This window comes from Chitiniphilus eburneus (genome assembly GCF_005048205.1).
GTDB classification, from domain to species: domain Bacteria; phylum Pseudomonadota; class Gammaproteobacteria; order Burkholderiales; family Chitinibacteraceae; genus Chitiniphilus; species Chitiniphilus eburneus.
In genome coordinates, this window is sequence record NZ_SUMF01000008.1 from 119,904 (window position 1) to 132,193 (window position 12,290).

Consider the following 12,290-nt stretch of genomic DNA (forward strand, 5'->3'; position numbering starts at 1 on the left):
GATATAGACTACGCTTCGAAAACGCCAGAACGCCCTCCGGGGAGGGCGCTCTGGATACTAGCTCACATCAGGACGGATGGGTCGGTCTAGCGTTCGACCGCCAGCGCAACCCCCATGCCGCCACCGATGCACAAGGTGGCCAGGCCACGCTTGGCATCGCGGCGCTGCATTTCATGCAGCAACGTCACCAGCACGCGCGCGCCCGAAGCACCGATCGGGTGACCCAGCGCAATGGCGCCGCCATTGACGTTCACGCGGTTCCAGTCCCATTTCAGTTCGCGCGCCACGCCCAGTGCCTGGGCGGCGAAAGCTTCGTTGGCTTCGATCAGGTCCAGGTCGGCCAGCGACCAGCCGGCACGCGCCAGCGCACGCTGGGTGGCGGGGACCGGGCCCATGCCCATGATGGTCGGATCGACGCCAGCGGATGCGCTGGCCCGGATCGTCGCCAGCGGGGTCAGGCCCAGCTCGCGCGCCTTGGCTTCGCTCATCAGCAAGACCGCGGCAGCACCATCGTTGATACCGGAGGCATTGCCCGCTGTCACCGTGCCTTCCTTGTCGAAGGCCGGGCGCAGTTTGGACAGGCCTTCCATGGTGGCATTGGTCTTGATGAACTCGTCCGAATCGAATATCACCGGATCACCCTTGCGCTGCGGAATGCTCACCGGGACGATCTCGTCCTTGAAGCGGCCCGCGGCCTGCGCGGCTGCGGCTTTCTGCTGCGACGCCAGCGACAGCTCGTCCTGTTCGGTGCGGCTGATGCCGTACTTCTTGGCGATGTTCTCGGCGGTAACCCCCATGTGGTACTGGTTGTACACATCGGTCAGGCCGTCGTAGACCATGCTGTCGACCAGTTGCGCGTTGCCCATGCGGAAGCCGTCACGGCTGCCGTTCAGCAAATGCGGCGTGGCACTCATGTTTTCCTGCCCCCCGGCGATGACGATTTCGTTATCGCCGCTCAGGATCGATTGCACGCCCAGCGCCACGGCCTTCAGGCCCGAGCCGCAGACCTGATTGATCGTCAGGCCGGGGATCGAATCCGGCAGGCCGGCGCGGCGCAATGCCTGCCGCGCGGGGTTCTGACCCAGGCCAGCGGTCAGCACGTTGCCGAGGATGACTTCGCTTACCGTGTCGCCGGCCAGGCCGGTCTTTTCGAGGAGGGACTTGATGATCACCGCGCCCAGTTCCGGGGCGGACACCTTGGCCAGGCCGCCACCGAAATTGCCGAGGGCGGTACGTTGCGCGGCCACGATTACTACGTTAGTCATTGCTTTCTCCATGAGGTGGATAGTCCCAACTTCCCTGAAATTGGCGATCGTCTTACTCGACGCGCTCTTTTACATATCGACCAGGTGCTGGTTCGATTTCCTTGTATTTGGTATTGCCCAACTTCTTGGGCGCCGCAACCTGCTTGCCGGCGCGCGGCGCCAGCCAGACCGCCCAATCCTGCCACCAACTGCCCGGACGCGATTCCGCCTTCTCGAACCACTGCTCCGGATCGGCCGGCAATTCCTCGTTGACCCAGTAATTACGCTTGTTGGCGGTGACCGGATTGATGGTGCCGGCGATATGCCCCGAGGCACCGAGCACGAAGCGCAGCGGCCCCTTGAACAGACGAGTGGTGCCATAGGCGGAGCGCCACAACACGATATGGTCCTCGCGCGCCGCAAACACGTAGGTGGGCAAGGTGATCTGGGTCAGGTCGATCGGGACGCCGCACAGGCTGAACGAATTGGGCTTCGTCAGGTTGTTCTTCAGATACATGTTTTCCAGGAAGAACGTATGCATCGGCAGCGCCAGGTTGGCCGAATCGTTGTTCCAGTACAGCAGATCGAAGGGCGGGGGCGTTTTGCCCTTGAGGTAGTTGTTGACCACGTAGTTCCAGATCAGGTCGTTGGCGCGCAACGAAGCGAACGTGCGCGCCAGTTCCTTGCCGGATACCACGCCGCCCTGCTCCAGCATCGGTTCGCGGGAGCGGATCAGTTTCCAGTCGATGAAATGCTTGATGTCGCCTGGCTCGGAGTGATCGAGGATCACGGTCATCAAGGTGAGCGATTCGAACCAGTCCAGCCCGCGCGACTGCATGATCGGCATGGCAGTGGAGACCAGTTCGCCGCCGATGCAGAACGACAGTACGTTCATCTTTTCGCGGCGCGTGATTTCACGCACCACCTCGGCGGCACGGATCACGCCCTGTTCGATGTAATCGTCCCAGGTGAGCTTGCCCTGCTCCGGCTGCACCGATTTCCAGGACACCAGGAAGGTGGTGTAGCCCTGCTCCACCACCCAGCGGACCATCGAGTTCTCCGGCTGAAGATCCATGATGTAGTACTTGTTCACGCACGGCGGCACGATCAGCAGCGGTACTTCGTACACCTTGTCGGTGCTTGGGGTGTATTGCAGTAGCTGGAACAGATCGTTTTCGTACACCACGGCGCCCGGGGTCACCGCCAGATTGCGGCCCACCTCGAATACGCTTTCGTCGGTGGTGGTGATCAGGCCCTTCTGCACGTCCGCCAGCATTTTCTGCATGCCGGCGCTCAGGCTCTCGCCCTGAGTTTCCTTGGCCAGCTTGAGCACTTCAGGATTGGTCAATGCGAAATTGGCCGGGCTGATCGCATCGACGTATTGGCGAGTGAAAAACGCGATCTTTTCGCGCATTTCCTCATCGGTGGCCGCCGCCGAAACCGATTCCATCAGCCATTTGGAGGTGAGCAGATAGTTCTGCTTGATAAAGGAAAACAGCGGGTCTTCCCATTCCGGTGCATTAAATCGGCGATCACCCCGTTCCGGTTCAATCAGCTTCTGAGCCGGCTTGGCGCCTACCAATCCCAGCCAGAGATCCAGTTGAGCGCGATAATATTCGGTTTGCTTTTCGATCCATTCGGGCCGGGGATTCAACCAGGCCGCCCAGGTGGGGGGCACGCCGCCTGCCGGTGCTGGCGTACCGCCGGATGAATTGGCAGTGTTTTCCCAGTGCAACCACCATTGGCGATTGGCATCATTCAGTTGCTGTAACAACGATTCAAAATTCGGTGGATTCAACACTGTTCACTCCGCGATTGGGGGGACGGCAACAGGACGTGCATGGGATCTGGACCGATCCAGCCATTGGCATAAGCAATGGGGGATAGCACCTATATTGTGCAAAGCAGCATACAAAACTCCCCGTTTTGGCGCAAGCCACGAGAAATAACACTCGAAACTGCATGCAATTTCGGACGGTTCCCATTGATTAAGCATGACATTTTTGGAATGGTTGCTTAAAATCAGCAGCAACTGATGGACACATTCGCCCGACATTGTTGCGGGGAGGCGTGAAATGCGTAACTGGATCAATATGTTGAGCTTGGCTTTCCTGGCCATGGCTTTGACATTCCCCGCCCAAGCGGCACAAAAAAACAACGGCAAGCAAGCAAGCAGCAAACAGACTGCTTCCGCCAAACGCACTGCCCGTAATGCCAATCTGAGTAAGGAAGCCACCGCGAAGGCGCGCAGCAGCGTGAATGTGTCGCACGCCGTGGCCGGCTCGGTCGAACACCCTGGCGTGCAGTCGGCCGGCGTGCTCGTGATGAATGAGCATACCGGCGAGGTGGTCTACCAGAAGAGCCCCGACGAGGTTGCGCCCATTGCCTCGATCACCAAGCTGATGACTGCCATGGTAGTGCTGGATGCCGGCCTGCCAATGAATGAGTTGCTGACCATCGGACCAGAGGACGTGGACCTCTTGAAGAACACGTCGTCCCGACTGGGTGTGGGCACCTCGCTGACCCGGGCGGAAATGCTGCTGCTGGCCCTGATGTCCTCGGAAAACCGCGCGGCATCGGCGTTATCCCGCCATTACCCCGGCGGGCAGGTGGCCTTTCTCAAGCGGATGAACGACAAGGCGCGCGAGCTGGGTATGGTGCACAGCCGCTTCTTCGATGCGACCGGCCTTACCCCGAACAATGTTTCCACGCCACGCGAACTGGCCCGCATGGTGGTCGCGGCGCGGCAATATCCCGAAATCCACCACTTCACCACGTCGAGCGAATATTCCTTCGTTTCCAACATCAGCGGCCGGGAATTGCAGTTTCGCAATACCAACCCACTGGTGCGCGAGGGCGACTGGAACATCGGCCTGTCCAAGACCGGCTACACCAACGAAGCTGGCCGCTGCCTGGTGATGCAGGCGACGATCAACGGTTCGCCGGTGGTGATGGTGCTGCTGGATTCGGCAGGCAAATACACCCGGATCGGCGATGCGACGCGCGTGCGCAAATGGCTGGAAACCAGCCCGTATGCCCGGCTACATGCCAGTACGTTCTGAAGACGTATCCATCCGCAAGAACGGCGCCCCAGGGCGCCGTTTTCGTTTGGCTCGCGCGTCCTAGGGCGTATCGTCACCTGTTTCGCGGCAGCGTTGGGCCGAAAAAGCACCAGCCACCAGGCGTACGACGCAGCCAATAACCAGTTATTGCCAAGGAGTGCAACGCAGTGGATGGTGTTTTTTCGGCCCAGCCCTGCGGGTTCGGTGCATTTCGGGCGCCGCGCGGTGTCGCAGGCCGCTTGCGGTATCCATACCGCCACGCGTCCAGCTTCCGGCGCGGCATCCCGAACTGCACCGAACGCTGTCGTGAAACAGGTGACGACACGCCCTAGAAGAACTGCGTCAACCACGCCTTGAACTGACCCGCCGGCAACGCGCCGCTCATCCGCTCCAGCTCCTGCCCGTGCTCGAACACAGCGATGGTGGGAATGCTGCGCACCTTGTATTGCGCCCCCAGCGCCTGCTGGGCCTCGGTATCGATCTTCACGAACAACGCCTGGCCGGCATAGGCCTCGGCCGCGGCGGCGAACCCCGGCGCGAACGACAGGCAGGGGCCGCACCATGGCGCCCAGAAATCCACCACCACAGGCACTTTGCTGTATTTGACCAGATCGGCAAAGTTGTCGGCTGTCCCGGCAATGGGCATCCCCGCAAGCAGCGGTTGGTGACAGGATCCGCAGCCAGGGCTTTCGGCCAGGCGGGCCCCCTCCAGGCGATTGCCAGTATGGCAGTGGGGACATTCGACGATCATGGCATTCCTCCAGGTTGTACCGCGACTCCCGGTCGCGTTGTTGCGCCCGATTATGACCACGTTTGCCGCAGCCCGGAACGCCCTTCCCCCTCAAAGGCAGCTTGCCCCCGGCCGGAGCCATCACAAATATTCTCTTTCCAAACATAATATATTTTTATATTATCTATTAATACATATTAAAGGAGCGCCACCATGGAGATCGCCAGTTTGCGCGATGCCGCCGCGCAGGCCGTAGCACTGTTGAAGTTGCTGGCGAATGAAGACCGCCTGCTGCTGCTGTGCCAGATGGTGGAATGCGAGCGATGCGTTTCCGATCTGGAAGCGCTCACCGGTATCCACCAGCCGACGCTCTCCCAGCAGTTGGGCGTGCTGCGCACGGAACAGGTGGTGACCACGCGACGTGATGGCAAGCGCATCTACTACCAGTTGGCCAGCGAGGAAATCCGCGCCACGCTGACCCTGCTCCACGGCTTGTATTGCAACAAGGAAGATCGCTCATGACCATCGACTGGACCTCGTTCACCCCCTGGAGCGCACTGCTCGGTGGCGCGCTGATTGGCATCGCCGCCAGCCTGCTGGCGCTGGGCGCCGGACGTATCGCCGGGATCAGCGGCATCGTTGGCGGCCTGGTCGGCGGCAAGGCCGCGCGCTGGCAACTGGCTTTCGTCGCCGGCTTGCTGATCGCCCCCCTGGGCTGGCTGATGCTCGCCCTGATGCCGGCTTTCGTGTTGGAGGCCGGCCCCGGCATGCAGATCGTCGCCGGCCTGCTGGTCGGGATCGGCACGCGCTACGCCAATGGCTGCACCAGTGGCCATGGCGTCTGCGGCCTGTCCCGGCTTTCGCTACGCTCGCTGGTCGCGGTGCTGGCCTTCATGGGCGCCGGCTTCGTCACCGTTTATCTCCTGCGCCATGCGCTGATTGCCTGAGACCCTGCCATGACCTTCTCCAGAACGCTCCTGGTTTCATTCATCGCCGGTGCATTGTTCGGCCTCGGCCTCATCGTTTCCGGCATGGCCAATCCGGCCAAGGTAACGGGGTTTCTCGACTTGGCCGGCGCGTGGGACCCAAGCCTTGCCCTGGTAATGGCCGGCGCGATCGGTGTCGGCCTGTTCGGCTTCGGCCTGACGCGAAATCGTTCGACTACGTTGTTCACCGGTGAAGCACTGCACCTGCCGGATAATCGCCGCATCGACCACCGGGTGATCCTCGGCAGCTTGGCATTCGGTGTGGGCTGGGGCCTGGCAGGCATCTGCCCCGGGCCGGCCATCGTGGCCCTGGTACTCGCTCCCGGGCAGGTGTGGCCTTTCGTTCTGGCGATGCTGGTGGGCTTCTGGCTCCATGGCTGGCTGGAAGGCAGAGCGGCCCCCCGGTGCTGAGGTCGCCACACGGGGCACGCTAACCGGATAAGATGCCAGGGCTTGTCCTGCCCCCGACCCCCATGCCCAGCCGTCATTTCGCCTCGCCCACGCCCCGCCTAGCCCAACGTCTGCGGCCCGGTCGCCACTGGCTGCCGATGCTGAGCTGGCTTCCCGCCTATGGCCGCCACACCTTTCTGGCCGATCTGGGCGCCAGCCTGATCGTCGCGGCGCTGCTGATTCCGCAGAGCATCGCCTACGCGTTGCTGGCGGGGCTGCCTCCCCAGACCGGCCTCTACGCCAGTACCTTGCCATTGCTGGCCTACGCGTTGTTCGGCAGCGCCATGACCCAATCGGTCGGCCCAACGGCGCTGACCTCGATGATGACCGCCAGCGCGCTCGCCCCCATCGTGGCCCGGGGCGAAGACCCGGTTGCCGCCGCCTTGTTGCTGGCATTGCTGTCGGGGGCAATGCTGGTGGCCTGCGGTCTGTTGCGTCTGGGGCGGATCACCCAGTTCCTGTCGCACCCGGTGGTCAGCGGCTTTACCAGCGGTACCGCGATCCTGATCGCGCTGGGCCAGATCGGCCCGCTACTGCAACTGCCGCTGTCGGGCAACCTGGCGCCCGACCTGTTGCGCGGCCTGTGGCATGCCTTGCCGCGATTGTCGCTGTCGCTGCTGTGGTTCGGTGCCTGCGCACTGGGGCTGTTCGCGCTGGGTGCGGAAACCTTGCCCCGGCTGTTGCAACGTTTGGGCGTTTCCGCCACGCGGGCAAACTGGACGGCTCGGCTGGCGCCGTTACCCATCCTGGCCTGCCTTGCGATCTACGCCGCGTATGCCCCCGAAGCGCCCACCCTGGTCGGCGCGTTGCCCGCCGCGCCGCTGGTGCTGGACTGGCCGGTCTTCCGCATGGATGAAATCGCCGCGCTCTGGATGCCAGCCCTGCTGCTGGGGCTGGTCGGCTTCCTGCAAAGCATCACCATCTCGCAGAGCCTGGCGCTGGCGCGTGGCGAAACCGTATCGCCAGACCAGGAGCTGATCGCGCTGGGCGCCGCCAACATCGCGGCGGGCGTGGCCGGAGGCCTGCCCATCAGCGGTGGCTTCGCCCGTACCGCCGTCAATGCCAATGCCGGCGCGCGCACACCGATGGCCGGGGTGCTGAGCGCCGGGTGGGTGCTGGTGGCTGCAACCTGGTTTTCCTCATGGTTGGCGGCACTGCCTCGCGCAGCGTTGGCCGCGACCATCATCCTGGCCGCGCTCAAGCTGATCGATCTGCGCCTGTTGATGGCCACCTGGCGTTACGACAAGCGCGATGCCGCCGCGCTATTGGCCACCTTGCTGGTCACGCTGGGTTTCGGCGCGCTGCCCGGCATCGGCAGCGGCGTGCTGCTGTCGCTCGCCCTGTTCATCCATCGCATCAGCCAGCCACAGGTGGTGGTGGTCGGTCGCCTGCCCGGCACCGAGCACTTTCGCAATGTGCAGCGGTTCCAGGTCCAGACCTGGCCCGGCCTGCTGCTGTTGCGGGTGGACGAAAGCCTGTATTTCGGCAACGCGCAAGCCGTACAGACCCGGGTAGCGGAGTTGCTGGCTGCGCATCCAGGTACCCGCGATGTGGTGCTGATTCTGTCCGGGGTGGCCAGCATGGACTTCAGTGCCGCCGAGGCGCTGGCACAACTGGACCGGGCACTGGCCGGGCGCGGCGTGACCTTGCATCTGGCGGAACTGAAAGTGCCGCTGCGGCTGGCACTGGCACCCAGCGGCCTGCTCGGCGGCCTGCTGGAGCGGGTCTTTCTCAGCGCCCACCAGGCCGTGGACCGGCTGACCGCCCCCATGGCCGAAGCGCCCGCGCCAATGCCCCCGGAGCAGATCCCGACCCATCCCATCCCTGAAGAGGAACCGCCCGCACCATGAATGCGCAACCGCTCAGCAACACCCGTTTCGGCCTGTCGGAAGGCATCCTCTGGGACGATCGCCTGGAAGTGCTGTGGTGGACTGACATCCATGCTGCCACGCTTTGGCAATACCACCCCGCCCATGGCATCGAGCGGCACTGGTCGTTGCCGGAACGGCTAGGCTGCTTCGCGCTGACCCAGGACACCGGCGTCTTGCTGCTGGGCCTGGAGCAAGGCCTGGCCCGCTTCGATACCACAACTGGCGAGCTGAATCACCTGGTACCAGTGGCACCCGACCAGCCGGCGCATCGGGTCAACGATGGCCGTTGCGACCGCGCCGGCAACTTCGTGTTCGGTACGCTGAACGAGGGCGGCAGCGACAAGACGGCGGGCTTCTACCGCTATACCCGCACCGGCGAGTTGCAGCGCCTGTCGCTACCCGGCGTGGCAATTTCCAACAGCATCTGCTTCAGCCCGGATGGGGGCACGATGTATTTCTGCGACTCGCCGGCCAGGCGCATCCTGGCCTGCGATTACGACGCGGCCAGCGGGCAGACCGGCAATATCCGCGTTTTCGTCGATCTCGGTGATGGTCATGCCGATCCCGACGGCGCCATCGTGGATGCCGACGGGTGCCTGTGGAGCGCGGAATGGGGCGGCTCGCGCGTGGCGCGTTACGATCCGGATGGGCGCCTGCTGCAAGCGGTGGCTCTGCCCACCGGGCAGATCACCTGCCTGACGCTGGGCGGAACGGCGCTCGACACGCTGTATGTCACCAGCGCCGCCGCTGGCATGTCCGATGCCGCGCGCGTGGCGGATATGAACGCTGGCGCCGTATTCCACATTGCCGACGTGGGTGCGCGCGGTTTGCCGGAATGCCGGTTCGGGTGAGGAGCGAGGAGTTCTCAGTACGGGTGGAGGAAAGCAGGAAAGCAAGCGTTTGAGCCTGCTTTCCCCTGCCTCTGGTCAGCACCTCAACTGGCGGTGCGCAGCGTCACCCACTCCTCGGCCACGGTCGGATGCACGGCCAGCGTACGGTCGAAATCGGCCTTGGTGGCACGCATCGTCAGCGCCACGCCCAGCAACTGGATCAATTCGCCGGCGCCCTCGCCCAGCATGTGGGCACCGACGATACGATCATCGTCCGCGCCATCGACCAGCAGTTTGAGGACTACGCGCTCGCTACCGCCGGACAGCGACGCCTTCATCGGCCGGAAGCTGGAACGATAGACCTTCAACTGCGGGTAACGCTCGCGCGCGGCCGCCTCGGTCAGCCCGACCGTACCCAGTTCGGGCGTGGAGAACACAGCGGTCGGCACCACCGCGTGATCGACAGGCGTCGGCTTGCCGCCAAAGACGGTATCGGCAAAGGCCTGCCCCTCGCGGATCGCCGCGGGGGTCAGGTTGACGCGGTTGGTGACGTCACCCACCGCATGGATCGACGCCACGCTCGATTGCGAAAACTCGTTCACCCGCACGGCGCCCTTCTCATCCAGCGCCACCCCGGCCGCCTCCAGGCCCAGGCCCGTGGTATTCGGACGCCGACCAGTGCATAACAGGACGGTATCGACCTCCACCGTGCCGCCATCCTCCAGCGTGACAGCCAACGCCGTGCCAGCGCGCTCGACCCGCTGCACGCGCGCTTGCGCCCGTAGCGTGATGCCGTGCTGGCGGTAGGCGTCTTCCAAAGCCAGCCGCAGTTCGTCATCGAAGCCGCGCAGCAGGTGCTCGGCGCGATAGAGCAAGGTGGTTTCGCTGCCCAGACCGGCAAAGATGCCGGCAAACTCCACCGCGATGTAGCCGCCCCCCACGATCAGCACGCGTCGGGGCAAGGCCGGCAGGTGGAAGACGTCATCCGAGGTGATCGCCAGATCGCGACCCGGGAAATCATGACCTCGATCGGGATGGCCGCCGACCGCCACCAGGATATGGGCCGCCGTGACGCTGCGCCCGTCGGCCAGCTGCAATGTGTGCGGGTCGGTCACCACTGCGCGCGAGGCAAACACGGTCACGCCCGATGCCTCGACATTACGGCGATATATGCCGTTGAGACGTTCGATTTCCACATCCTTGTTGCCGATCAGCGTGGACCAGTCGAACCCCGTGGCCGATGCCTGCCAGCCAAAAGCCGCGGCACTGGCGATCTCCGCCGGATAGCGGCTGGCATAGACCATCAGCTTCTTCGGCACACAACCGCGGTTGACACAGGTGCCCCCGAAATGGTCCTCCTCGGCGATGGCCACCCTCGCGCCATGCCCCGCCGCGATCCGCGCCGCGCGCACGCCGCCCGAACCACCCCCGATGACAAACAGATCGAAATCAAAACCGGACATGTCTCTTCCTCTTGTTCGCGGGCCGTACCGCTGCACCGACTGACCCGGCCCATTCACGTGCGTCTGCACGCCACCTCGCCAGTTTAGCGGCCAATGCCCCAAAGCCCCGAAATGAAAAGCCCCGGCCGAGGCCGGGGCTTGTCTGGATGCAATCGGCGTCAGGCAGCTCAACGCGCCTTGCGATCACCCATGCGGACAATCTTCATGCTGTTGGTGCCCCCACCCATGCCGACCACGTCGCCGAAGGTGAAGATCACGATATCGCCATTCTGGACGATGCCCTGACGCAGCATTTCGACTTCGGCGCGCACCAGCAGGTTCTCGCGATCCGAGTTCTCATTGGCCAGCATCACCGGGAACACGTCGCGGAACAATGCCAAGCGGCTGTAGGTGTCGAATTCGGGCGTCAGTGCATAGATGGGCACACCGGATACGAAGCGGCTCATCCACAGCGCGGAGGAACCCGACTGGGTCAGCGCGGCGATAGCGCGCACGTTCAGATGCGTGGCGGCAAACAGCGCGGCCATCGAGATGCTCTGGTCGATGCGATTGAAATCGCCCTGGCCCAGCACTTCGTCGCTGACCTTGCGATCCACCGACTTCTCGGCCTCGACACACACGCGCACCATGGCTTCGACGGTTTCCACCGGGAACTTGCCGCTGGCCGATTCGGCCGACAGCATCACGGCATCGGTGCCATCCAGCACGGCGTTTGCCACGTCCGACACTTCGGCGCGGGTCGGTACCGGGCTGGTGATCATCGATTCCATCATCTGGGTGGCGGTGATGGTCAGCTTGTTCTTGCGGCGGGCCAGCTTGATCATCTTCTTTTGCAGCGCCGGCACAGCGGCATCGCCCACTTCAACGGCCAGGTCGCCACGCGCGACCATGATACCGTCGGACGCATCGAGGATTTCCTCGAGATTGGCCACGGCTTCGGTACGCTCGATCTTGGCGATCAGCAGCGCCTTGCTGCCGGCGGCGCGCAACAGCGTGCGGGCCATGTACATGTCGGCACCCGACTTGGGGAACGATACGGCAACATAGTCGGCGTGCAGCTTGGCGGCCGTCTTGATGTCTTCCATGTCCTTGGCGGTCAGCGCCGGCGCGGTCAGGCCGCCACCCTGGCGGTTGATGCCCTTGTTGTTGGACAGCACGCCGCCCACCTTCACCACCGTGTGGATCTCGGAGCCCAGCACATCGGTCACTTCCAGCACCAGCCGGCCGTCATCCAGCAGCAGGATCGCGCCAGCTTCGACATCGTTCGGCAGTTCCTTGTAGTCCAGGCCCACGCGCTCCTGATTGCCCAGCTCACAGTTGGAGTCGAGGATGAACTTGGCGCCATTCTTCAGATCGACCTTGTTCTTCTCGAACTTGCCGACGCGAATCTTCGGACCTTGCAGGTCGACCAGCACGGCCAGCGCGCGGTTGGACTTGCGGGCGAGATCCCGCACCAGGGCGGCGCGGTCCACATGGTCCTGCGCGGTGCCGTGGGAGAAATTCAGCCGGACCATGTTCACACCGGCGGCAAGCAGGCGCTCCAGCGTGGCGGCATCGCTGGATGCCGGGCCGAGCGTAGCAACGATCTTGGTGCTGCGTAACATAGGGTTTGCTCCTGTCGATCTATTGATTTGATTGTGTATTCGGGATGCAG

General features: G+C 63.6%; 11 protein-coding genes. 6 read left to right on the forward strand and 5 right to left on the reverse strand.

The window, feature by feature from the left end:
• Positions 1 to 86: 86 nt before the first annotated feature.
• Both FAZ21_RS09625 and FAZ21_RS09630 read right to left on the reverse strand, forming a co-directional pair.
• Positions 87 to 1,265 carry an acetyl-CoA C-acetyltransferase gene (locus FAZ21_RS09625; protein ID WP_136773229.1) on the reverse strand — a complete coding sequence of 393 codons (1,179 nt, stop codon included), beginning with the start codon at positions 1,263 to 1,265 and terminating at the stop codon, positions 87 to 89.
• A gap of 52 nt (positions 1,266 to 1,317) precedes the next feature.
• Entirely contained in the window at positions 1,318 to 3,042 is a 1,725-nt protein-coding gene (locus tag FAZ21_RS09630; protein ID WP_246038574.1) for a PHA/PHB synthase family protein, read from the reverse strand.
• A gap of 457 nt (positions 3,043 to 3,499) precedes the next feature.
• Between FAZ21_RS09630 and pbpG the strand changes: the two genes are divergently transcribed.
• Complete coding sequence (gene pbpG, locus FAZ21_RS09635) at positions 3,500 to 4,306, forward strand: D-alanyl-D-alanine endopeptidase (RefSeq protein WP_246038577.1); 807 nt, start codon at positions 3,500 to 3,502, stop codon at positions 4,304 to 4,306.
• Between the two features lie 328 nt (positions 4,307 to 4,634).
• Here the strand turns inward: pbpG and trxC are convergent, their stop codons facing one another.
• Complete coding sequence (gene trxC, locus FAZ21_RS09640; RefSeq protein WP_136773231.1) at positions 4,635 to 5,057, reverse strand: thioredoxin TrxC; 423 nt, start codon at positions 5,055 to 5,057, stop codon at positions 4,635 to 4,637.
• 192 nt (positions 5,058 to 5,249) lie between these two features.
• On the opposite strand from trxC, the gene FAZ21_RS09645 reads away from it, so the two are divergent.
• From FAZ21_RS09645 to FAZ21_RS09665, 5 genes are read left to right on the forward strand one after another with little or no spacing between them, the layout of a single operon-like run.
• A complete protein-coding gene (locus tag FAZ21_RS09645) occupies positions 5,250 to 5,558 on the forward strand; it encodes an ArsR/SmtB family transcription factor (RefSeq protein ID WP_136773232.1) in 309 nt (102 codons plus the stop codon).
• Positions 5,555 to 5,983, forward strand: coding sequence for a YeeE/YedE family protein (locus FAZ21_RS09650; RefSeq protein ID WP_136773233.1), 429 nt, complete (start codon positions 5,555 to 5,557; stop codon positions 5,981 to 5,983). The genes FAZ21_RS09645 and FAZ21_RS09650 overlap by 4 nt, the downstream gene beginning before the upstream one ends.
• A gap of 9 nt (positions 5,984 to 5,992) precedes the next feature.
• On the forward strand, positions 5,993 to 6,433 hold the full coding sequence (locus tag FAZ21_RS09655; RefSeq protein WP_136773234.1) for a DUF6691 family protein: 441 nt from the start codon (positions 5,993 to 5,995) through the stop codon (positions 6,431 to 6,433).
• Between the two features lie 32 nt (positions 6,434 to 6,465).
• The gene (locus tag FAZ21_RS09660) at positions 6,466 to 8,322 is read left to right on the forward strand and encodes a SulP family inorganic anion transporter (RefSeq protein WP_136773235.1); all 1,857 of its coding nucleotides are present in this window, start codon (positions 6,466 to 6,468) and stop codon (positions 8,320 to 8,322) included.
• Entirely contained in the window at positions 8,319 to 9,194 is an 876-nt protein-coding gene (locus tag FAZ21_RS09665; RefSeq protein WP_136773236.1) for an SMP-30/gluconolactonase/LRE family protein, read from the forward strand. The genes FAZ21_RS09660 and FAZ21_RS09665 overlap by 4 nt, the downstream gene beginning before the upstream one ends.
• Before the next feature lie 83 nt (positions 9,195 to 9,277).
• Here FAZ21_RS09665 and gor read toward each other — a convergent pair whose 3' ends face one another.
• Both gor and pyk read right to left on the reverse strand, forming a co-directional pair.
• On the reverse strand, positions 9,278 to 10,636 hold the full coding sequence (gene gor / locus FAZ21_RS09670) for a glutathione-disulfide reductase (protein ID WP_136773237.1): 1,359 nt from the start codon (positions 10,634 to 10,636) through the stop codon (positions 9,278 to 9,280).
• A gap of 167 nt (positions 10,637 to 10,803) precedes the next feature.
• Positions 10,804 to 12,240 (reverse strand): pyruvate kinase, encoded by a 1,437-nt coding sequence (pyk, locus tag FAZ21_RS09675; RefSeq protein WP_136773238.1) that lies wholly within the window; start codon positions 12,238 to 12,240, stop codon positions 10,804 to 10,806.
• Positions 12,241 to 12,290 lie beyond the last annotated feature (50 nt).

Bases quoted from the DNA above. Each gene is read 5' to 3' on its own strand.
- FAZ21_RS09625 (WP_136773229.1), bottom strand. From the start codon at position 1,265: ATGACTAACGTAGTAATCGTGGCCGCGCAACGTACCGCCCTCGGCAAT.
- trxC (WP_136773231.1), bottom strand. From the start codon at position 5,057: ATGATCGTCGAATGTCCCCACTGCCATACTGGCAATCGCCTGGAGGGG.
- FAZ21_RS09645 (WP_136773232.1), top strand. From the start codon at position 5,250: ATGGAGATCGCCAGTTTGCGCGATGCCGCCGCGCAGGCCGTAGCACTG.
- FAZ21_RS09650 (WP_136773233.1), top strand. From the start codon at position 5,555: ATGACCATCGACTGGACCTCGTTCACCCCCTGGAGCGCACTGCTCGGT.
- FAZ21_RS09655 (WP_136773234.1), top strand. From the start codon at position 5,993: ATGACCTTCTCCAGAACGCTCCTGGTTTCATTCATCGCCGGTGCATTG.
- FAZ21_RS09660 (WP_136773235.1), top strand. From the start codon at position 6,466: ATGCCAGGGCTTGTCCTGCCCCCGACCCCCATGCCCAGCCGTCATTTC.
- FAZ21_RS09665 (WP_136773236.1), top strand. From the start codon at position 8,319: ATGAATGCGCAACCGCTCAGCAACACCCGTTTCGGCCTGTCGGAAGGC.
- gor (WP_136773237.1), bottom strand. From the start codon at position 10,636: ATGTCCGGTTTTGATTTCGATCTGTTTGTCATCGGGGGTGGTTCGGGC.
- pyk (WP_136773238.1), bottom strand. From the start codon at position 12,240: ATGTTACGCAGCACCAAGATCGTTGCTACGCTCGGCCCGGCATCCAGC.